The 20,410-nt window shown below is 65.6% G+C and carries 17 protein-coding genes; 10 read left to right on the top strand and 7 right to left on the bottom strand.

Going from position 1 to position 20,410, the window contains the following annotated elements:
* The first annotated feature begins 144 nt into the window (after positions 1 to 144).
* Positions 145 to 987, top strand: coding sequence for a DegV family protein (locus tag K7W42_RS09810; protein WP_224574329.1), 843 nt, complete (start codon positions 145 to 147; stop codon positions 985 to 987).
* Between the two features lie 219 nt (positions 988 to 1,206).
* On the opposite strand, the gene ileS is transcribed toward K7W42_RS09810, so the two are convergent.
* Complete coding sequence (ileS, locus tag K7W42_RS09805) at positions 1,207 to 4,380, bottom strand: isoleucine--tRNA ligase (protein ID WP_224574327.1); 3,174 nt, start codon at positions 4,378 to 4,380, stop codon at positions 1,207 to 1,209.
* Positions 4,381 to 4,951: 571 nt separating this feature from the next.
* Here ileS and fsa point away from each other — a divergent pair.
* The 8 genes from fsa (at position 4,952) to K7W42_RS09765 (ending at position 11,983) form a co-directional block, all read left to right on the top strand.
* Positions 4,952 to 5,692 carry a fructose-6-phosphate aldolase gene (gene fsa, locus K7W42_RS09800; RefSeq protein WP_224574325.1) on the top strand — a complete coding sequence of 247 codons (741 nt, stop codon included), beginning with the start codon at positions 4,952 to 4,954 and terminating at the stop codon, positions 5,690 to 5,692.
* Positions 5,689 to 6,966, top strand: a complete 1,278-nt coding sequence (gene rho, locus K7W42_RS09795) for a transcription termination factor Rho (protein WP_439648860.1) — start codon at positions 5,689 to 5,691, stop codon at positions 6,964 to 6,966. The genes fsa and rho overlap by 4 nt, the downstream gene beginning before the upstream one ends.
* Before the next feature lie 54 nt (positions 6,967 to 7,020).
* Positions 7,021 to 8,346, top strand: coding sequence for a peptidoglycan DD-metalloendopeptidase family protein (locus K7W42_RS09790; protein WP_224574323.1), 1,326 nt, complete (start codon positions 7,021 to 7,023; stop codon positions 8,344 to 8,346).
* Positions 8,343 to 8,756 (top strand): response regulator, encoded by a 414-nt coding sequence (locus K7W42_RS09785; protein ID WP_224574322.1) that lies wholly within the window; start codon positions 8,343 to 8,345, stop codon positions 8,754 to 8,756. Before K7W42_RS09790 ends, K7W42_RS09785 begins: the two co-directional genes overlap by 4 nt.
* A gap of 61 nt (positions 8,757 to 8,817) precedes the next feature.
* The gene (gene pdxS, locus K7W42_RS09780) at positions 8,818 to 9,708 is read left to right on the top strand and encodes a pyridoxal 5'-phosphate synthase lyase subunit PdxS (RefSeq protein WP_157460738.1); all 891 of its coding nucleotides are present in this window, start codon (positions 8,818 to 8,820) and stop codon (positions 9,706 to 9,708) included.
* 2 nt (positions 9,709 to 9,710) lie between these two features.
* Complete coding sequence (gene pdxT, locus K7W42_RS09775) at positions 9,711 to 10,316, top strand: pyridoxal 5'-phosphate synthase glutaminase subunit PdxT (RefSeq protein WP_224574320.1); 606 nt, start codon at positions 9,711 to 9,713, stop codon at positions 10,314 to 10,316.
* A 180-nt stretch (positions 10,317 to 10,496) separates the two neighbouring features.
* Positions 10,497 to 11,240, top strand: a complete 744-nt coding sequence (locus tag K7W42_RS09770; RefSeq protein ID WP_224574318.1) for an alpha/beta fold hydrolase — start codon at positions 10,497 to 10,499, stop codon at positions 11,238 to 11,240.
* On the top strand, positions 11,237 to 11,983 hold the full coding sequence (locus K7W42_RS09765) for an alpha/beta fold hydrolase (protein ID WP_224574315.1): 747 nt from the start codon (positions 11,237 to 11,239) through the stop codon (positions 11,981 to 11,983). Before K7W42_RS09770 ends, K7W42_RS09765 begins: the two co-directional genes overlap by 4 nt.
* A gap of 119 nt (positions 11,984 to 12,102) precedes the next feature.
* Here K7W42_RS09765 and aspS read toward each other — a convergent pair whose 3' ends face one another.
* The 4 genes from aspS to K7W42_RS09745 form a co-directional block, all read right to left on the bottom strand.
* Positions 12,103 to 13,830, bottom strand: a complete 1,728-nt coding sequence (gene aspS, locus K7W42_RS09760; RefSeq protein ID WP_224574313.1) for an aspartate--tRNA ligase — start codon at positions 13,828 to 13,830, stop codon at positions 12,103 to 12,105.
* Positions 13,827 to 15,179, bottom strand: coding sequence for a histidine--tRNA ligase (gene hisS, locus K7W42_RS09755; RefSeq protein ID WP_224574311.1), 1,353 nt, complete (start codon positions 15,177 to 15,179; stop codon positions 13,827 to 13,829). Before hisS ends, aspS begins: the two co-directional genes overlap by 4 nt.
* 45 nt (positions 15,180 to 15,224) lie before the next feature.
* Complete coding sequence (locus K7W42_RS09750) at positions 15,225 to 16,094, bottom strand: metallophosphoesterase (protein ID WP_224574309.1); 870 nt, start codon at positions 16,092 to 16,094, stop codon at positions 15,225 to 15,227.
* A gap of 76 nt (positions 16,095 to 16,170) precedes the next feature.
* Positions 16,171 to 16,536, bottom strand: coding sequence for an IPT/TIG domain-containing protein (locus K7W42_RS09745; RefSeq protein WP_157460745.1), 366 nt, complete (start codon positions 16,534 to 16,536; stop codon positions 16,171 to 16,173).
* Between the two features lie 35 nt (positions 16,537 to 16,571).
* On the opposite strand from K7W42_RS09745, the gene K7W42_RS09740 reads away from it, so the two are divergent.
* On the top strand, positions 16,572 to 17,516 hold the full coding sequence (locus tag K7W42_RS09740) for a diacylglycerol/lipid kinase family protein (RefSeq protein WP_224574307.1): 945 nt from the start codon (positions 16,572 to 16,574) through the stop codon (positions 17,514 to 17,516).
* Between the two features lie 113 nt (positions 17,517 to 17,629).
* Here K7W42_RS09740 and K7W42_RS09735 read toward each other — a convergent pair whose 3' ends face one another.
* The gene (locus K7W42_RS09735) at positions 17,630 to 18,595 is read right to left on the bottom strand and encodes a tyrosine-type recombinase/integrase (RefSeq protein ID WP_224574306.1); all 966 of its coding nucleotides are present in this window, start codon (positions 18,593 to 18,595) and stop codon (positions 17,630 to 17,632) included.
* A 271-nt stretch (positions 18,596 to 18,866) separates the two neighbouring features.
* Entirely contained in the window at positions 18,867 to 20,357 is a 1,491-nt protein-coding gene (gene lnt, locus K7W42_RS09730) for an apolipoprotein N-acyltransferase (RefSeq protein WP_224574305.1), read from the bottom strand.
* Between the last annotated feature and the right edge of the window lie 53 nt (positions 20,358 to 20,410).

Here is a 20,410-nt window from a genome sequence, read left to right as displayed (position 1 = left end):
GAGACGTTCAGGGAAGTGGACTCTCACAAGATTCTGACAGCGCTGGGCGCGAGTATTTAGATGCGGGGGGCAAATAGGGGCACCCAGAGCCAAAGGCGGGATACCTCACAACGCCGGGCCTCAGCAGACCTTAAAACTGGGCTCATGATTGCCGTCGTCACCGACTCTACCTGCGATTTGCACCCAGACAATGCCCGGCAACTTGGCATTCAGGTCGTGCCGCTGCATATCACCATGGAGGGCCGCACCCTGCTGGACTGGGTTGAGATTGACCCCGACGCAGTCTACGATCACATGCGCGCAGGGGGCGCGGCCACTACGACGCCTGTGCCCGCCGCCACCTTTGCCGACGTGTACCGCGACCTCCTGAAAACGCACGATTCGGTGCTGAGCCTGCATCTGTCTGGCCACCTGTCTGAAACGTTTAAACACGCCCAGCAGGCCGCTGCCAGCCTGGGCGAGGGCGGGCGCGTGCTCGTGGTGGACAGCAAGGTGGCCGGCGCGCCCCTGGCGGATATGGCGATGGCCGCCAGCGCCAAAGCGCAGGAAGGGGCCGACCTGAAAACGGCCGCCGCCGCTGCCCAGGCGGCGGGCGAGTCGCTATACGCCGAAATGAGTGTGGCCTCGCTGGAATATCTGCGCCTGGGCGGGCGCATCAGCCGCGCCCAGGCCTTTTTTGGCAACATGCTGGGCGTGCGGCCCATCCTGGAGTTTGACGACGGCCGGCTGAAAGCGGCCCGCCGCGCCAAGGTGGACCAGGCGGCAGGCGACATGCTGGCCAGCCTCAAGGCCCGCTTCGGCGACACGCCCGTCAGCGCCACCGTGATGCACGCTGGCCGCGATACGGCGCGCATCAACGCCCTGCGCACCGCCATGATGGCCAGCGGCCTGAACGTGCAAAAGGGCCGCGTGCAGCTGATGGGCCCGGTGATTGGCGCCCACGTCGGCCCCGGCACCTTCGGCTTCTCGGCCGTCCCGCTGACCTGAAGACGGGATGGAGGAAGTGGGAAGTAGTGAGTGGAAAAGACCTGACGGACGACTTTTCACTGCTGAACGAACGTCAGAAGCTGCTTGGCACGCGGTGCTCGTACCAGTTCATTTCAGAGCTTTCCGAGCCCAGTCGGCTTGAATTGTTTGTGGCCATAGGCTTCTGAAAAAACGGAGAGGGGCGCCCAGACAATTTGTTGGGCGCCCCTCTCCTTGCCGTCAGTTGTGGCTGACCACCTCCAGTTTCTCCAGATACGCCGTGCCGCCTTCGACCTCGGCGGCGAAACCGTCGGCCACCCCAAACACCAGCGTCTCGGCCAGGGTTTCGCTCATCAGGTATTCCTGCCAGGCCTCGGCGGCCTCACGGGCCGTGCCCGTCAAGTCCAGATGCAGCGCAATCCGGTCTTGCACCTCGAATCCGGCCTTCTTGCGGGCATCCTGAACGCCCCGCACCAGGTCGCGGGCCAGACCTTCAAGTTCCAGTTCGCGCGTCAGCGTGGTGTCGAACGCCACCAGATACCCAGCTTCCTCCTGGGCGGCAAAACCTTCGGGCGACTTGGCGTCCACCAGCACCTCGTCCGGCCCCAGCTCAAAGCGCTCGCCGGTCGGGGCGATGACCTCGAACTGCTGGCCGTCGCGCACAAAGCGGGCGATGTCGCTGGCGTCGGCCGCCTGCAGAGCCGCGCGCACCTGCGGAACGGCCTTGCCAAACTTCTTACCCAGCAGCGGCAGATTGGGGCGCAGTTGGTAGCTCACCAGTTCGGCGTACTGGTCAATCAGCTCGACCTCCTTGACATTCAGCTCTTCCTTGATCTGCTCGGCAAAGCGGCCCAGCGCCTGGGTTTGCTCGGCCGTACGGGCGCGCAGCATCACCTTGGGCAGCGGCTGGCGCTGGCGCAGGCCAGTTTGGCCCCGCACCGCGCGGCCCAGGCTGACCACCCTCAATACCGCGTCCATCTCACCGACCAGCACCGGCGCACTTAGGGTCTCGTCCACCTTGGGCCACTCGGTCAGGTGGACACTCTCGGGCGCGTCCGGCACCAGCGAGCGCACCAGGTTACCGTACAGCGTCTCGGCCAGGAAAGGCGTGAACGGCGCCGTCAATTGCGTCACTGTTACCAGTGCGAAGTGCAGTGTGGCGTAGGCGTTGTGGTCCACCTGGCCGGCCTCACCCCAGAAGCGGCGACGGTTGCGCCGCACGTACCAGTTGCTCAGGTCCTCGACCACGAAGTCCTGCAGCGCCCGGCTGGCCCCCGTGGGGTCGTAGTTCTCCAGGCGGTCCGTGACGGCTGCGATCAGCGCCTGCACCTTGGCCACCAGCCAACGGTCCACCTCAGGGCGCTCTGGCAGCGGCGCGGCGGCCTGCAGGTCGGGCTTATCCAGGTTCGCGTACAGCACGAAAAACGAATATGTGTTCCAGAGGGTCAGGAAGTAGCTGCGGAACGCCTCGCCCACCAGATTCATGCCGAAGCGGCGGCTCAGTTCAGGCGGCGCAGACACGTACATGTACCAGCGGGCGGCGTCGGCGCCGTATTGCTCGAACACGTCCCAGGGGTTCACGACGTTGCCCTTGCTCTTGCTCATCTTGGCGCCCTTCTCGTCCAGGATGTGCCCGGAGCAGATCACGGACTTGTATGCCACCGAGTCAAAAACCATGGTGCCGATCTGGTGCAGCGAGTTAAACCAGCCGCGGGTCTGGTCGATGGCCTCCGCGATGAAGTCAGCTGGAAAGCCGCCTCCCTCGAACCGCTCCTTGTTCTCGAAGGGATAGTGGTGCTGCGCGAAAGGCATGGAGCCCGAGTCGTACCAGACGTCCATCACATAGGGCACGCGCCGGAACGTCTTGCCGCCCTGCTCGAAGGTGATGTCGTCCACGAAGGGGCGGTGGGGGTCGAAGTCGGGGCTGGTCAGCTCCGGGTGCCCGCTCAGCTCAGCGAGTTCGGCGTAGCTGCCCACCACGCGGTACTCGCCGTCCTCGGCCTCCCACACCGGCAGCGGCGTGCCCCAGTAGCGGCTGCGCGACACGTTCCAGTCGATCAGGTTGTCCAGCCACCCGCCGTAGCGCCCGTTCTTGATGTGCGGCGGGTGCCAGTCGATGGTCTGGTTCAGCTCGATCAGCCGCGCCTTGAGGCGGGTGTTGTTCAGGTACCAGCTCTCGGTGGCGTAGTACATCAGCGGGGTGCCGCAGCGCCAGCAGTGCGGGTAGGCGTGCAGGAAGTTCTTTTCCTTCCACATCAGGCCGCGCGCGCGCAGGTCACGCACGATCTCGGTGTTCGCGTCCCGGAAGAACACGCCGGCCCACGGCCCAAAGCGGTGCTTGCCCTCGCCGTCCACGCCCACGATGACGGGAAAGCCGTAGTTCCGCGCCAGGCGCATGTCGTCCTCGCCGAAAGCCGGCGCCGTGTGCACGATGCCGGTGCCGTCGCTGTCACTGACATACGTGTCCAGCCCAGCCAGCCAAACTGGCTTGCCCTCGCCTTCGGCGTCGTAGGCCTCGGTGAACAGCGGCTCGTAGGCCACCCGGTCCAGCTCGGTGCCCCTAAAGGTCCTCACGACATTGGCGTCCTCACCCAAGACCTCATTTTTTAGGCTGGCTGCCAGCAGCAGCACCCGCCCCTCCTTGTCTTTCGCCGCCACATACTCGAAGTCCGGGTGCAGGGCTACGCCCACGTTGTAGGGCAGGGTCCACGGCGTGGTCGTCCAGACCAGGAACGCTGCGCCGTCTGGCAGACCCAGAGCGCCGGGGTCTCTCAGCGCAAACGGCACGTAGACGCTGGGGTCCTGAATGTCTTTGTACCCCTCGCTGACCTCCGCATTGCTGAGGGTGGTGCCGTCTTTCGGGCAGTAAGGCGCCACGCGAAAGCCCCGGTACAGCAGGCCTTTGTTGTCCAGCTCCTTGACGCTCCACCACACACTCTCGATGTAGTCCTTATGCAGCGTCAGGTAGGCGTCGTCCAGATCCACCCAGTAACCCATGCGCTCGGTAAATTTGCGCCACTCGGCCTCGTATTCAAAAACGCTGGCGCGGCACTCGGCGTTAAAGCGGTCAATGCCGTAGGCCTCGACCTCCCGCTTGGAATTCAGGCCCAGTTTCTTCTCCACGCCCAGTTCCACCGGCAGGCCGTGGGTGTCCCAGCCGGCCTTGCGCGGCACATGGTAGCCCTGCATGGTGCGGAAGCGCGGAAACAGGTCCTTAAAGGAGCGGGCCTGCACATGGTGAATGCCCGGCTGCCCGTTGGCGGTGGGTGGGCCTTCGTAAAAGGTAAAGGTGGGGCCGCCCTTGGTCTGCTCCAAGGAGCGCTCAAAGATGCGGCCCTCACGCCAGAACGTCAGGATGTCCTGCTCCAGCGCCGGGAAGTTGGGGTTGTTGAGGACAGGTTTAAAGGTGGTCATAGGGGCTCCGGGTCAGGGGAATGGAGGGGGCGCAGGGCAGAGGAGAGCGGGGGTCACCCGCGTCCGAATGCTGGGTTGAATGGTCACGGCCCTTCACCTCCAAACGAACAAGCGGCACGTCTCAGCGTGTGTGCTGGGACGCGCCGCCTGAAATGGACGTTGCGTGGTACCACCCAACTTCGCCAGTCGCCTGGCCTCGTTGCGGCCCTCTACCGGGGGGTGTCCGGGTGGGTCTAATCGGCCACGTCTGAAGGGGGCCTTTCTTCCACCGGCGCGGGAGGTGATCTTCGGAAGTTGCGGCTGGCTGGTCAGGCTTTCACCGTCCCTGACTCGCTTTTGCGCTGCCCTGCGGCTCCTACTGTCCTCTCGGTCGCCCTGCGTTGTCTCACCCGCGCGGGGTGAGCCTGTATGGTAGGCCCGCCAGGGGGCAGCGGTCAATCTGAACTGCGCGCCCGTCGCCCGTGGGGTATGCTCCACGCACACGTCCCTGGTGCCCGCGTCTACTTTTTCTCACCTCGCGCATGTGTTTTGAGGCGGCGAATGTATACAATCGCCTCTAGGGAGAACGGTTATGGAATTCTTTATCGATACGGCTATCACGGATGAAATCCGCGAAATCAACGAATGGGGCGTCCTGGCGGGCGTCACCACCAACCCCAGCCTCATCGTCGCCTCGGGCCGCGATTTCCGTGAAGTGGTACAGGAAATCGCCGCCCTGGTGGGGGGCGCCATCAGCGCCGAAGTCACGGCCCTGGACGCCGCCGGCATGATCAAAGAAGGCCGCGAAGTCGCCGCCTGGAACGAGCACGTCGTGGTCAAGCTGCCTCTGACGCCTGCCGGCCTCCAGGCCTGCAAAACCCTGACGAGTGAGGGCATCCGCACCAACGTGACCCTGTGCTTCAGCGTGCCTCAGGCGCTGCTGGCAGCCCGCGCGGGCGCCACCTACATCAGTCCCTTCGCCGGGCGGGTAGATGACACCGGCGCTGACGGCATCGAACTGATTCGCCAGATCAAAGAGGCTTACGTGCTGGGCGGCATTGACACCAAGGTGCTGGCTGCCAGCATCCGTCACCCGCAACATGTGGTGCAGGCCGCTCTGGCCGGCGCCGACGTGGCGACCATTCCGTACAAGGTCTTTACGCAGATGATCAAGCACCCGCTCACCCAGGCCGGGCTGGACGGGTTCATGAAAGACTGGGCCAAACGCGCAGGTGCCAATCCCGAGACGCCCTCCAGTGAAACTGGCACCAACCCGCAGGCCGGCGGCGTGACTGAGACTGGAGCGGCCACGCCAGGGAGTCAGAAGCAGTGACCGACCCCACCCGGCAGAGCCTGCCCTTTCACGAACTCCAGCAGAAGATTCTGCCGGAACTGCACCTGATTGCCGCCAGCTACGGCATCGAGAACTACCGCAAGCTGAAAAAAGACACCCTGGCCTTTGCCATCATGGAGCGACAGGCCGACGCCGAGGGGCAGCTCCTGGCGCGCGGCTACTTGGACATCAGTGCCGACGGCTACGGCTTCTTGCAGGCTGATCTGCTGGACCCCCAGAGCCGCACCGTGCTGGTGACGGCCGGCCTGATCAAGCAGTACCACCTGCGCACCGGCGACGAGATCATCGGCCGCGCCCGGCAGCCGCGCGAGAACGAGCGCTTTGGCTCGCTGGTGCAGGTTGAGGCGGTCAACGGCCTGGACCCTGAAACGGCCCGCCGCCGCCCGCGCTTTGACGACCTGACGCCCACTTTCCCCGAAGCCCAGCTGGTCATGGAAGATCCGGGCCTGGAAGGCGGCATGAGCCTGCGAGTGGTGGACCTGCTGGTGCCCATCGGGCGCGGGCAGCGCGCGCTGATCGTGGCGCCGCCCAAGGCCGGGAAAACCACGCTGCTCAAGAAGATCGCCAACTCCATCGTCAAGAACTATCCCGACGTGACCGTGATGGTGCTGCTGGTGGACGAGCGCCCTGAAGAAGTGACCGACTTCCGCGAGAGCGTGCAGGGGGCCCAGGTGATTGCCAGCACCTTCGACGAGCCGCCCCAGCACCACGTCCGGGTGGCCGAGTTCGTGCATGAGCGCGCCCGGCGCATCGTGGAAGAGGGCGGCCACGTGGTCATCCTGCTGGACTCCATCACCCGCCTGGCCCGCGCCAACAACCTCGTGACCCCGCCCACCGGCCGCACCCTGTCGGGTGGTCTGGACTCCAACGCGCTGCACTGGCCCAAACGCTTTCTGGGGGCGGCCCGCAACATCCGCGAGGGCGGCAGCCTGACCATTCTGGCCACCGCGCTGGTCGAAACCGGCAGCCGTATGGACGACGTGATTTTCGAGGAATTCAAGGGCACTGGCAACGCCGAACTGGTGCTGTCACGCCGCCTGGAAGAGCGCCGCATCTTCCCGGCCCTTGACATCCTGAAATCCGGCACGCGCCGCGAGGAACTGCTCTTGCAGCCGGAAGTGCTCAAGAAGATGTGGCTGCTGCGCAAGGTCATCAGCGACATGGACCCTGCCGACGCCATGGAAATGCTGCTGTCGCGCATGGGCAAAACCCGCAATAACGTCGAGTTTCTTCAGGCGCTGGCTGGCGGCTAAGCGCCTTTCTCTTCTTTTCGGAGTTCACCCTTGTCTCTTATCCGCTCCCGCGGCGTGACGCGACTGGCCACCCTGTGCAGCCTCCTGCTCGCCGCCCCTGTTTCTGCCCAGACCATTTCGCCGCTGGCCCACCTGCTGGCCCCGCCGCCTTTGGTGCACGCGCCCGACGTGGTGCTGACGCGCGACACCGGCGAGCGCCGGGTGCAACTGGTCACCGACGGCCGCACCTCGGCCGCGCAACTCGCGCGGCGTTACGGCGTCGCCCGCAGCCGCCTGACCTCCCTGGGGGGCGCTCGCGGCGTGCGGGTGTGGGGGTTGGCCCTGGCCCCGGTCACCGCGCAGCGCGCGTCAGCCAAGCCCGCCTCGGTCGAAACCTACCGTGTGAGGCCCGGCGACACGCTGGCTGGTGTGGCGGCGCGCTTTGGCCTGCCCCTGGTGGACCTGCTGGGCGTCAACCTGGACCGCACGAGCCTGGATCGCCTGATTCCCGGTACAGCTCTGAATATCCCGACGGGGCCACGCGGCCTGCTCGTGCGCATCAAGCCGGGCCAGAGCGCCCTGTCACTGATTGCCGGGTACGGCGCCGACCTGGTGGCCACCGCCCAGGCTAACGACGTGCTCCCCACCGAGCTTCGGGTCGGTGACACCCTGCTGCTGCCGGGCATCCGCGCCGAGGGCTTTGCCGAGACCTTGGCCCAGCGGCGTGAGGCCGAGCGCCGAGCCGCCCTCCTGGCCCAGCGCCAGGCCCAGTACGAACGCTTTTTGACCTGGAAAAAGGGCCGCGAACGCGCCCGCTTAGAAGCCCGCTACGAGGCCCAGGAGAGGTACGAGCAGTACCTAGCCTGGAAAAACAGCCCTGAGCGTCAGGCCCGCATTCAGGCCTATGAACGCCAGGCGCAGTACGAGGCCGCGCAGGCCGCCGCCCAGGCTCGGGCGCGCGCCGCTGCGAGTGCGCAGGCGGTCACCCCTCAGGCCAGCGCCCAGATGGCCGGCACCGGCAGCCGCACCCTGGCCTGGCCCATGCGCAGCTACCGCCTGACCAGCCGCTACGCCGAACGCGACATCGAGTTTCACCGTCAGGTGTTTCACGGCGGCATTGACCTGGCCGCCCCCTACGGCACGCCTATCTACGCCGCCGCCGATGGCACGGTGACCGAAAGCGGCTACGGCGACTACGGCCTGAACGTCTACACCACCGCCGGCAGCAGCCTGCTGATCTACGGGCACATGAGCCGCGCGGCAGTGGTGGCCGGGCAGCAGGTCACCCAGGGGCAACTGCTGGGCTATATCGGCTGCACCGGCATCTGCACCGGGCCACACCTGCACTTCGAGGTGCGGCTCTCGGGTCAGACCGTGGACCCCCTGGCCCTGCTGCCATGACCGATCCCGCGCCAGCGGCTCTGCATCTGCTTGTCGTGGACGACGAGGAGCAGATTCTGGAACTGCTGGACCTGACCCTCAGCCTGCAGGGCTTCCGGGTGACCACGGCCCCCAGTGGCCCAGCTGCTCTGGAGCGTCTCAGTGGCGCGACCTTTGACGTGCTGGTGCTGGACGTGCTCATGACCCCCTGGGACGGCTTCGAGACGGTCGAGCGCATGGCTTTGCATCTGGGCTCTGCCTTGCCTCCCGTGGTCTTCTTATCAGGACTGGCCCATCCGACCCCGCCGCCAACCCTGAACCCCCGGTTGCTGGACCACTACCTTCTGAAACCGTTCCGGCCCTCGCAACTCGTAGAGGCCATCCGGCGGGCCCACGCCGCTGGCCCACTGGGCAGGACAACTGAATTCTGACCCCATGTGCTCTGCCCAATTGACCCTACTCGTGGGGTCAGTTTTTCTTTATCGTGCCTCCATGAGCGACGTGCAGACTGGAACCCCCGCCCTGAAGCAGGGCTTCGCCGAGATGTTCAAGGGCGGCGTGATCATGGACGTGGTCACGGCTGACCAGGCCCGGATTGCCGAGGCTGCGGGTGCCACCGCCGTCATGGCCCTGGAGCGCGTGCCGGCGGATATCCGCGTGGACGGCGGCGTGGCCCGTATGAGCGACCCCAAGATGATCAAAGAAATCATCGGGGCCGTCAGCATTCCCGTGATGGCCAAGGTGCGTATCGGGCACATCGTTGAGGCGCAGATTCTGCAGGCACTGGGCGTGGACTTTATTGACGAGTCCGAGGTGCTGACCCCCGCTGACGACCAGTACCACATCCTGAAAAGCGAGTTCAAGGTGCCGTTTGTCTGCGGTGCCAAGAACCTGGGCGAGGCCCTGCGCCGCGTGGGCGAGGGTGCCAGCATGATCCGCACCAAGGGCGAGGCCGGCACCGGCAACGTCATTGAAGCCGTGCGCCACGCCCGCACCGTGCTGGGCGATATCCGCACCATTCAGGCTCGCCCTGCCGAGGAACTAATGACCGCCGCGCGCGACCTTCAGGCGCCCTACGAACTGGTGAAATATGTCCACCAGCATGGCAAGCTGCCCGTCGTGAACTTCGCGGCCGGTGGCGTGGCCACCCCCGCTGACGCCGCCCTGATGATGGTGCTGGGGCTAGACGGCGTGTTCGTGGGCAGCGGCATCTTCAAGAGCGACAACCCCGAGCGCCGCGCGCAGGCCATCGTGAAGGCCGTGACCCACTACCAGAATCCCGACGTGCTGGCCGAAATCAGCGAAGACCTGGGCGCTCCCATGACCGGCATCAACATTGACGACCTGATTCCTGCCGAGCGCCTCGCCGCCCGAGGCTGGTAAGCGTGTCCGCTGGTCCCCGCATTGGCGTGCTGGCCCTTCAGGGTGCTTACCGCGAACACCGTCAGCGCCTAGAAGCCCTGGGCGCTCAGGTGACCGAGGTGCGCCTGCCGGGCGACCTGGCAGGTCTGCGCGGGCTGATTCTGCCGGGCGGCGAAAGCACCACCATGGCCCGCCTGATGACCGAATACCGTCTATGGGGGCCGGTGCGTGACTTTCATGCGGCCGGTGGTCATCTGTGGGGCACCTGCGCGGGCGCCATTCTGCTGGCCCGTGAGGTGCAGGGCGCGCCGCCGCAGTTTGGTCATCAGGACAGCCTGGCCCTGCTGGACGTGACGGTGCAGCGCAACGCCTTTGGCCGGCAGATTGATTCCTTCACGACTGAAGTGCGGGTGAGTGGCCTGGAGGCCCCGCTGCCAGCCGTCTTCATCCGTGCGCCGGCCTTCGCCCGGACAGGGGCGGGGGTCGAACGGCTGTCCACCTATGAAGGGCAGACGGTGGCGGTGCGCCAGGGCACTCTCTTGGCGACGGCCTTTCACCCCGAGCTGACCGGTGACCTGCGCCTGCACGAACTGTTTGTCGATGGTCTAACAGAGCCTGTCGCTAACTGACGAAACGACTTTGTCTGGAGAGAGAAGCATAGTCTCTCCAGACAAAACTATCTCGATGAGTAAACCATAGATTCACGATGTAGCTACATCGTGAATCTATTCACTAGAATCACCTCCCATATCTTCCACATTCAGACTCTGTAAGGACGCCAGTGCGCCCCCTTCCCCTATGCTGCACCGATGGCGGCGACCATTTTTCAGCGTGGCGGCGCGACCCTGCACGTCGAGCAAACCGGCACCGGACACCGCAGCGTGATTTTTATTCACGGGCTCAGTGGCTCGCGGCGGTGGTGGCGGTTCAATGTGGCCGATCTTCACAAGGACCACTGCGTGTACACCTTGGAACTCAGCGGGTATGGCCGGGCGTGGCGCCAGCGGGCGCTGGGTGTGCGGGCAGCGGCCACCCTGATTGCCGAGTGGATAGAAGACGCGGGCTTAGAGGACGTGACGCTTGTTGGGCATTCGATGGGGGGGCACATCAGCATGCACGTCGCCTCACGCTGCGCCGAACGGGTTACTGGACTGGTGCTGGTGTGTGCCAGCGGCCTACTGCGCGCCAACGCTTACCGTGCGGCACTGCACCTGCCCCGCGCGGCGCTGGTGGGAGACCGCCGCTTTTTGCCCACCATCTTGCGGGACGCGGCGCTCGCCGGGCCGCTGAACCTCTGGCGCAACGCTGTGGACCTCCTCAAAGACTCCGTGCAGGACAGCCTGCCGGGCATCCGGGCGCGCACCCTGATTATCTGGGGCGAGCGCGATGTGTTGGTGCCGTTGGCGCTGGGACAACTGCTGCACGAGGCGTTGCCAGGCTCGCAGCTTGAAGTCATTCCGCGCGCCGGGCATGTGGTGATGGTGGATGCCCCCAGGGCTTTTAACGGGCTCCTGCGTGCTTTTCTGGACCGGCAGGCCGAGGCGCGCACTTGACGGCGCGAGCCACCTTCCTGACCGTCAATGGTCTGAGCACCCATGCCTGGCGGCGGGGCAGCGGTCCGCCACTGGTGATTGTGCCGGGCCTGGGCTGCGCCTCGTGGATGTATGCCCGCGTGGCGCGCGAACTGGGCCGTGCCAGAACCGTGTTCGTCTATGACCCACCAGGCCACGGGTACAGCGAGGGCCGCCACGACTATCCAGTCTGCATTGAACACCTGACTGACCATCTGGCCGCCTGGCTGCGTCAGGCTGGGCTGGAGGGGGTGCCGATTTTTGGCCATTCGCTGGGTGGGGAAGTGATGTTTGATCTAGCTGCCCGCTACGCCTCGTGCCCGACGGCCCTGATCGCCTGCGCGCCTACAGGGATTCCAGAGAACCCCAGTGTGCGGGTACAGCTGCTGCGGCTGCTGCTGGACCTACCTCAAGAACGACTGGGCTTGCTGTCGCCCGGCCTGCGGGCCTACACCCACTGCGGCATCCGCCGCATGCTCCTGCTGGCCCGCGATCAGGAAGTGCATATGACGGGTCCGCTGCTGGGCCGAATTGAGGTTCCGACATTACTGCTGGACGGCCTGGCTGACCATGTGGTGCAGTCGTGGACCGTGGCCCGCATTCAAGCTGACATTCCTGATGCGGTGGTGCGTCAGATTCCGGGTGGCACCCACGCCCTGACAGACACCCATCCCAGAGCAGTGGCCAGGTACACGCTTGATTTCTTGGAACAATTAGGAAAATGAAACTCTAGTTTCACGATCAATCTAGATCGTGAATGTATTCACTTAATTGAGCAGCCAAATCGTCTCACCACAAAAAAATCAGGAGGAGGCAAGCATGGCCCCCTCCCCACTCATTAAATTTATTCCGTTAGCTGCAACCCCAGGTCGGCCAGCTGGGCCACTTCGACAGGGGAGGGCGCCAGGGCCATCAGGTCCACGCCCCGGTTGTTCTTCGGGAAGGCGATCACCTCGCGAATGCTGGCCGCGCCGCTCATGACCATGATCAGGCGGTCAAAGCCCCAAGCGATGCCGCCGTGCGGGGGCGTGCCGTATTCCAGCGCGTCCATGAAAAAGCCGAACTTCTCGCTCGCCTGCTCGGCGCTGAAGCCGATGGCGGCAAACATCTGAGCCTGCACTGCCGGGTCGTGAATGCGGATGCTGCCGCCACCAATCTCAAAGCCGTTTAGTACCAGGTCATAGGCCTGGGCGCGAATCTCGCCCTGCCGCTCAGTGCCGAACAGCGCGAGGTCGTCCGGGTGTGGGGCGGTGAAGGGGTGGTGCATGTAGGTCCAGGTGCCGCTCTCCTCATCAAATTCCAGTTGAGGAAAGTCCGTGACCCAGGCGACGTGAAACTGGGGGCCAGCCGCCGCCAGATCAAACAGGTCCCGCAGCGCCAGCCGCACCGCGCCCAGCGCCGAGACCGCCTTCTTCCAGTCGCCCGCCGCAAACAGCAGCGTGCCCCCCGGGCCCACCCCGGTGCGGGCCAGCAACTCGGCGGCCTGATCGCCCACAAACTTGCTGATGCCACCAGTGAAGCTCTCGCCCTCGCGGCGCAGCCAGGCCAGGCCCCTGGCACCATTCTGCTTAGCCACCCGTTCCAGTTCGTCAATCTGCTTGCGGGTCAGTTCGGGGGCAGCCAGCACCTTTACCGTCTGGGCCGAGGCGAAGGCGGCAAAGGTCCCACCCTGGAACAGGTCCGTCACGTCCAAAAATTCCAGGCCAAAGCGCTGGTCGGGCTTGTCCGAGCCGAAGCGGTTCATGGCGTCCATGTAGGGCAAGCGGGGAAAGGGGAGGGGCAGCTCCACGCCCAGGGTCTGGCGGAAGACGTGGGCCAGCAGCTCCTCCTGGGTGGCCAGCACATCGTCCTGCTCGACGAATGACATTTCCATGTCCAGCTGCGTGAAATCCGGCTGGCGGTCGGCACGCAGGTCCTCGTCGCGGAAGCAGCGGGCCAGCTGGTAATAGCGGTCATAGCCCGCAATCATCAGCATCTGTTTGAACAGCTGCGGGCTCTGCGGCAGGGCGTAGAACTCGCCGGGATTCTGGCGGCTGGGCACCAGAAAGTCGCGCGCGCCTTCGGGGGTGGACTTGGTGAGCATCGGCGTTTCGACCTGGACGAAGCCCTGTGCGTCCAGAAACGCAGTCACGGCCGCCACCGCCTTTGAGCGCAGCAGCAGCCCACGCTGCATCTCCGGGCGGCGCAGATCGAGGTAGCGGTACTTGAGGCGAATGTCCTCGGCCACGCTGTCGCCCTTGTCCAGTTCGAAGGGCGGCGTCTTGGCGGTGTTGAGCACCTTGACACGGGCAGCCAGCACCTCGTAGTCACCCAGACCACCCTTGCGCTGGCTCTCTGGGCGCAGGCCAAAGCGCCCCTCAATTTCAGCGACGTACTCGGCACGCAGGCGGTCGGCCTCGGCGAAAGCCGGAGAACCCGGCTCGACCTGCACCTGCACGGTGCCGCTGCGGTCACGCAGTTCAAGGAAAATCAGGCCGCCCAGGTCGCGGCGGCGGCCCACCCAGCCCTGCAAGGTGACGGTCGTCTCGGCGTGCGTGTCATTCAGGTGGCCAATCATGGCGGTGCGTTTCATTCGGGTTGCTCCTGTTCGGCGGGCTCCTGGCCGCTGCGGGTCGGTGGGGTCTGGCTCAGTTGGCCCAGCAAGAAGGTGTGAAGGTCGCGGGTATGCACGCTCGTCTGCATGCCGGTGGCCAGATTCTTGATGCTCAGGGTGTCCTGCGCCACTTCATCCGAGCCGATCAAGGCAACCAGGCGTGCGCCCCGGCGCTCCGCGTCGCGGAAGGCTGTCCCCGGCTTGAGGGCGCGGTAGGCAAATTCGGCGCGGCCCACCCGGCGGGCGCCCAGCGCCACGGTGGCGGCGTAGCCCACGTTGGCCTCGTCCAGGGCGGCCACATACAGGAGGGGGCCGTCCAGCGCCGGAAGGGCGCGACCTTCTGCCTCCAGCGCCAGCAGCAGGCGCTCGACGCCAAACGCCCAGCCGATGCCCGGCACGGCCTCTTTGCTGCCCAGTTCCTGCGCCAGGCCGTCGTAGCGCCCGCCGCCGCCCAGCGCCGACTTGGCGCCGACACCCTCGTGGTGCAGTTCCCAGGCGGTGCGCCGGTAATAATCCAGGCCGCGCACAATGCTGGGGTCGAGGTCGTACGCCACGTCCCAGGCGTCAAGGTGGCGCTGCACCGCTTCAAAGTGCGCCCTGGCCTCTGCGCCCAGGAAGTCCAGCATGGGCTTCACCCCGAGCTGAGTGAGAAGCACCTGATCGTCCTCGCTCTTGGAATCCAGAATCCGCATGGGGTTGCGGGTCAGGCGGTCTTTGGAATCGTCTGAGAGGGAGTCCAGGTGCGGTGTGAACAGTTCCCGCAGGTAGGTGTTGTAGGCTTCGCGGTCTTCGGGGTCGCCGATACTGCCCAACTTCACCCGCACGCCGGTCAGTCCCAGCGCCTGCACGACCTCCACCATCAGGGCAATCGCCTCGGCGTCCACGAGGGCGTCTGTGCTGCCCAGCACTTCATAGTCCACCTGATGGAACTGGCGCAGGCGGCCGCGCTGCTGCCGCTCGGCACGGAACATGGGGCCGTGGGTCCAGAGCTTGAGGGGACTGGGCAATTGCTTGAGGCCACCCTGCAGGTAGGCGCGCACAATACCGGCAGTGCCTTCCGGGCGCAGGATGTACCCGCCGTGGTCCCCGAAGTAGTACACGGTGAACATTTCCTTGCGCACGATGTCGGTGGAGCCGCCCACGCCGCGCTTGACCAGTTCGGCGTCTTCAAAGAGCGGGGTCTCAATGCGCTGCGCACCGGCGCGCTCCAGCACCGTGCGCGCCGTCTGCACCAGCCAGGCGTGGGCCTGCGCCGAAACATCAAGCGTCAGTTTCGGGCTGCCGGCTGGCAGGTGATCTTCGGTGCCCTTGGGGCGCTTAATCGCCATAACAGAGCGGAGCATAGCGCCTGGAGGGCAAAAGGTCGTCCCTGGTCACCGCGCCTCCGCCGGTTCCAGGTCAAACACCACAATCTCGGCGGGACAGGCCCAGCGCATCGGCACCCCTGTCACGCCCAGGCCCTGCGAGACAAAGCCCAGCGCCTCACCACCTGGGGACGCCGTGGGGTGCCCCTCGGCCGGCGACTGCACGATGCGGGCGCCGCGCACCCAGCCGCGCAGCACATTCAGCAGGGTGGAGTGCCGCTTGAGCGGCCCGACCAGCGGCAGGCGCACCTGCCCTCCGTGGGTGTGGCCGCTGAGGGTCAGGCCCACGCTGGGCGGCACCTGCGACAAGTAGTCGGGATTGTGGGCCAGCAGCACGGTGGCCCCGCTCACGCGCTCCCGTAAGGCAACCTCCAGGTCCTGGATGCCGAACCACCAGTCATCCACCCCGGCCAGGTAGAGGTCGTCCCGAAGTTGCACGCCGGCGTTGTTGATGAGCCGCACCCCGGCCACGCGCAGCTGCTCGGCAAAGGTCACGCGCGCCGCACCCGTGTTCAGACTGGTCCAGTCGTGGTTGCCCCACACGCCGTAGACCCCCAATGGTGCATGGAGCCGCGAGAGTTCTTCCAGCAGGCCCCGGTGCCGGCGGCGCCCCACCCCACTGTCCAGAAAATCCCCGGTGACCACAATCAGGTCGGGCTGGGCCGCCAGCGTGGCCGAGACCCAACGCCGCACCAGCCCGCGCCTCATAAAGACGCCGTAATGCAGGTCGCTCAGGTGCGCGATGCGGACCGGACGGGTCAGCCCAGGAATGGCCGCCCGCTGGCGGCTCACCACAAATTGATACGAGTTCAGCACCGACACCGTGCCGAAGGTCAGCACACCCCAGCCCAGAGCGCCCAGCGCGCGCGTGATCCACATGCCCCCGAGCTTAGCGGGGCCGACAGCCGGCGTGGCCCCAGCCAAGGAGGTGGGGCCACGCCGGAACGAAACGGGGTTACTGCCGAACGCTGTAGGGCAGACCCGTGGACTGGCGGCCCGCCACCTCCACGAACAGCCAGCTGCCCCCCACTGGGGCGTCGGCGGGAATGGTCAGAACGATCTGGCTGTCGGTCCACGACTGCACGGCTGACGCCGGGAAGAGGTAGCCGCCCTGCCCGCGCTCGTCGGCGCCCAGGCGCACGCGGCCAGTGCTGGGGCCACCCAGGTAGCGGCCCTGAACAGTCACCGTGCCGCCCCGTGCCGCCGCCTCCGACACCTTGATGAGCATGGGCGTGACCGTGACCCTCTGTTCCTGCTGAGCGGGCGCACACGCCGAGAGCGTGGCGGTAAACACTAAAGAAGCAACCAAGAAACGCAGCATGTTTGAGCCTCCGTGCCCGCAGTCTAATACAACCGATGACCGTCTCTACGCCTGATTCTTCACTGCGCGGCCAACGCCTCCTGGTGGTCTTCAACCCCAAGAGTGGCAGCGGGGAGAGTCAGCTGCCGCTCTTTCTGTCCCTGCTGCGCGCCGAAGGCGCCGAAGTGACTGAACGCGAGTTGCGCCACGACACCCCAATGGCCTCGTATCTGGACGACCTGGAAACCTTCACCGTGCTAGTGGCCGCAGGCGGCGACGGCACCGTCAGCAGCGCGGCCTACTCGGCGCGGAACCGCAATGTGCCGCTGCTGGCGTTTCCCGCCGGCACCGCCAACCTGATCGCCCAGAACCTCGCCCTGCCGCAGGACGCCCCCGCCCTGGTGGAGGTGGTGCGGGCAGGCCACAGCCTGCGCCTGGACATGGGCGAGGTTGAGGTCAAGGGCGAAAAGAGCGGCTTTTGCATGCTGGCCGGCGCCGGCGCCGACGCGAGCATGATCCGGGACAGCGAGGAACTCAAAGAGCGCTTTGGTGCCCTGGCCTACGTCATGAGTGCCATGCGGCAACTGAACCCCAAGAAGACCATCTTCAACCTGGTCATTGACGGCGAGCCGCGCGAGTTTGAAGGCATCGGCGTGATGGTTGCCAACTTTGGCATGGCCAACTACCGCCTGCCCATCACCAGCGACATCAGCCCCAGCGACGGCCGCTTTACCGTCATCCTGATGAAGGCGGGGAACATCATGCGCCTGATTCCCAACCTGATTGATTCGGTGCGGGCCAAGTTGAACCTGGGTGACCCGATGTTCAGCGGTAACCTAGAGACCCTGGAAGCCCGTGAGATTCAGGTGGACGCTGCCGACCCGTTTCCGCTGCAGTACGACGGCGAACTGCATGTGGAGACCACACCGTTTCAGGCGCGCATCCTGCCGGGCGCCATCCGGTTCCTCACGGCGGCCCAGCGTGGTGATCTGGAAACCTGACCATGGGTCATTTGAAAGGGATTTAAATCCCGCGCCTGCACAGTGAAAAAAGGCAGGCTCACAGAATGGCCAGGAAGGGGTGAGAAAGCGACCGTGAGGAGTTGAGCCCCTAGTCAAAAATGTTCCACTGCGTCATTTAAGTCGTCTTCTGGCAACTCCACATAGCGCCGCGTCGTATCTACCTGCTCATGGCCCAGAAAGCCCGCGACGCGCGTGAAATCCTTGACCGCAGCATAGAGCTGGGTGCCTGCGTATTTGCGCCCAGCATGAAACCCCCGGAATTCGTGTTCGCGGCCGCATTTTAGGGCCAGCTTTTGCAACCGCTCGTAGGCGCTGGAGTAAGCGCGCAGCGGCAGCACAAAGTCGCTGGCCTGATGGGGCTGCGCTTGCAAGGTGCTCAGGGCCTCACGAAGACGCGCGCTGAGGGGAACCATCCGCGCCTTGTCGCCCTTGCCGTGCGCCACCAGCAGGCGGCGACCCGGCAGATTGACATCGGCCCAGGTGACGGCCAGCGCCTCGGCAATCCGCAATCCGGCGTGGGCCAGCAGGAGGAGCAGCGCCGCCTCGTGTGGGTCCGCCTCCAGCAGCAGCGCCTGCACAAATTCCTCGCGGTAGGGCGGATTCTTGACCACGCCGCGCGTGCGGTCTTTGGGGCGCTTGACATCGGCAAAAGGGTCGGCGTCGGTGGCACCGGCCCAGCGCAACGCCCGGTACAGGGCGCCCGCCGCCGCCACCCGCGCCTGCACCGTGGCTGGTTTGAGACCGGAGGCGGTCAGCGCCGCCACATACAGCGGCGGCTCGCGGCGGCCAGGACGCAGCAGGTTCCAGGCGTTGGCGGCGGCGTGTTCTAGGAGAACCTCCAGGCCTTTGCGGTAGGCCCGTAGCGTATGGGGGCTAAGGCGCACTCCAGCGCTGGTCTCGCTGCTGAGGTACGCCAGCGTCAAGGCCCACAGGTCCTCAAACGATTTGTCGCGGGCGGCGGTTACGGCCTGAACCCGCAGCGCCTCGTCACTGAGCCCAGCCAGCGCACGGGCCTGGGCCAGGCGGTCACCGGCATACAGCGTGAGACTCTCGGCCATAGATGACGATGATAACATGCCTTATCAACGGAAGCGAAGTTTGTGGCGTTGCTTCGTTCTGAGCATTAATGACGTCAACAACCCATTCTATCGTCGAGTACAACTCGCTCCGCAGGCAGCGGCTGGCCCTACACGTGCTTAGGGCTGACTGCCAAATGTATGCGTGGACGCGACAATCTGCAGCTCATCAGTGCTCTCAGCGTTGAGGCATGTGCTTGGTCGTACCCGCCAAACCCAAACAAAAGCGGCCTCGATTATGCCACCCATGTCGCTACCAAATTCGCCCCCGCTGCCGCCAGCCGTAAACCACCATACCCAGCGCCAGCAGCAGCGCTGGCCAGTCGCCCAGGCGCATATACAGGGTGGTGCCGCTCAGGCGTTTGGGCCGGACATCAAGCACCTGCACTGTGTCACCACTTTGCACTGTCTGCACCGGGCGGCCCAGATCATCCACGCTGCCGGCCACGCCATTGTTCACGCTCCGCACCAGCCAGCGCCGGGTCTCGATGGCGCGCACCCGGCCCATGTTGAAATGCTGCTGCACGCCCCAGCCCTTGTACCAGCCGTCGTTGCTGGGATTAACCAGAAGTTCTGCGCCCTTGTTGGCCAGCGTGCGCGACACCCAGGGAAACACGCTGTCGTAACAGATGTAGGCGCCGTACTGCACGCCGTTCAATGCCAGGGGCGTCAGGGTCTGGGCGCCCTGGATATTCCCAAGCTCTAGACCCAGCACCCGCCCCAGCAGGTTGTACACCGGCGACAGCACCAACTCAAAAGGTCTGGTTTCTCCAAAGGGCACCGGGCGCCCCTTGTCGTTGAGAGTGAGCACCTCACCACGGGCGTTCAGGCTGGCGACGCGGTTGTATTGACGAAAGGTGGTCTGCCCCGTGCTGCTGGTCAGCCAGTCGGTGCCACCTGTCCCACTCAGCCCAGGTCCAGGGAAATTAGGGACGCGCGCGCCCGGCTGGGCATTGTCCTGCCGAATGGCGCTCTCGCTCCACACCACGACACTGCCAGCGGGGCGGTCCAGGCTGGCCTTGCGCTGCAGAGGGAATTCCTCTTCAGCAGTCAGCGCATCAGCCGCCCGAGCAAACGAGTCGAACGTGACCCGCATCACCCGCATGGGCTGTTCAGGCCCCTCGCCCGGCGTCCGGGTCAGGCCATAGCCCAGCGCCAATGCCCAGCCCACAGCGGCGAGCATGGCTGGGCGCAGCGGCGCTCTCCCCTGCTGCCAACCCAGCCAAGCATGGGCCAGGGCGGCCGCTGTAAAGCTCACCAGCACACTGCCCAGCAGCACCCCGCCCAGGTCGGCAATCTGAATGGCGGGCGTGGGCAGCAGCGTGTAGCCCAGCGTCGGCCAGGGAAACGCCAGCGGGCCCAGAAAACGTAGCCATTCCAGCAGCACCCAGCCGCCCGCCAGGGTCCACACGCGCCCGGGAGTAGAGCGGGTCAGCGAGGTGGCCAGGAAGGCCATCGCCGCCAAGAATGCCCCCTCCAGCGCAAACAGCAGGCCAGCCAGGAGGCCCAGCGGCGCCAGGCCAAACAGGTCAGCCACGAAAGCACCCAGCCACCACAGGTGCAGCGCAAAGTACCCGAAGCCGGCCCAGAAGAGGCGGCCCGCAGCCTGCCGCGGCGGCTCGGCTCGGGCGACAAACAGCAGAATGGCGGCCAGGGGCAGCGCGCTCAGGGCGCTCCAGGGCAGGGGCAGGCCACAGGCGGCCAGACCCAGACCCAGCAAAAAGGCGAGGGCGGGAAGGGGCATCGCTGCCATGATAGGGGGACTCTGGGGGGGGCGCGGCGGCACAGACGCGCGCA

Origin of the sequence: Deinococcus betulae, assembly GCF_020166395.1 — a bacterium.
Taxonomy (GTDB): domain Bacteria; phylum Deinococcota; class Deinococci; order Deinococcales; family Deinococcaceae; genus Deinococcus; species Deinococcus betulae.
The sequence above is the reverse complement of the archived record's forward strand: the minus strand, read 5'-3'. Positions and strand labels throughout refer to the sequence as shown.

Bases quoted from the DNA above. Each gene is read 5' to 3' on its own strand.
- K7W42_RS09810 (WP_224574329.1), top strand. From the start codon at position 145: ATGATTGCCGTCGTCACCGACTCTACCTGCGATTTGCACCCAGACAAT.
- ileS (WP_224574327.1), bottom strand. From the start codon at position 4,380: ATGACCACCTTTAAACCTGTCCTCAACAACCCCAACTTCCCGGCGCTG.
- fsa (WP_224574325.1), top strand. From the start codon at position 4,952: ATGGAATTCTTTATCGATACGGCTATCACGGATGAAATCCGCGAAATC.
- K7W42_RS09785 (WP_224574322.1), top strand. From the start codon at position 8,343: ATGACCGATCCCGCGCCAGCGGCTCTGCATCTGCTTGTCGTGGACGAC.
- pdxS (WP_157460738.1), top strand. From the start codon at position 8,818: ATGAGCGACGTGCAGACTGGAACCCCCGCCCTGAAGCAGGGCTTCGCC.
- K7W42_RS09770 (WP_224574318.1), top strand. From the start codon at position 10,497: ATGGCGGCGACCATTTTTCAGCGTGGCGGCGCGACCCTGCACGTCGAG.
- aspS (WP_224574313.1), bottom strand. From the start codon at position 13,830: ATGAAACGCACCGCCATGATTGGCCACCTGAATGACACGCACGCCGAG.
- hisS (WP_224574311.1), bottom strand. From the start codon at position 15,179: ATGGCGATTAAGCGCCCCAAGGGCACCGAAGATCACCTGCCAGCCGGC.
- K7W42_RS09750 (WP_224574309.1), bottom strand. From the start codon at position 16,094: ATGTGGATCACGCGCGCGCTGGGCGCTCTGGGCTGGGGTGTGCTGACC.
- K7W42_RS09745 (WP_157460745.1), bottom strand. From the start codon at position 16,536: ATGCTGCGTTTCTTGGTTGCTTCTTTAGTGTTTACCGCCACGCTCTCG.
- K7W42_RS09740 (WP_224574307.1), top strand. From the start codon at position 16,572: ATGACCGTCTCTACGCCTGATTCTTCACTGCGCGGCCAACGCCTCCTG.
- K7W42_RS09735 (WP_224574306.1), bottom strand. From the start codon at position 18,595: ATGGCCGAGAGTCTCACGCTGTATGCCGGTGACCGCCTGGCCCAGGCC.
- lnt (WP_224574305.1), bottom strand. From the start codon at position 20,357: ATGCCCCTTCCCGCCCTCGCCTTTTTGCTGGGTCTGGGTCTGGCCGCC.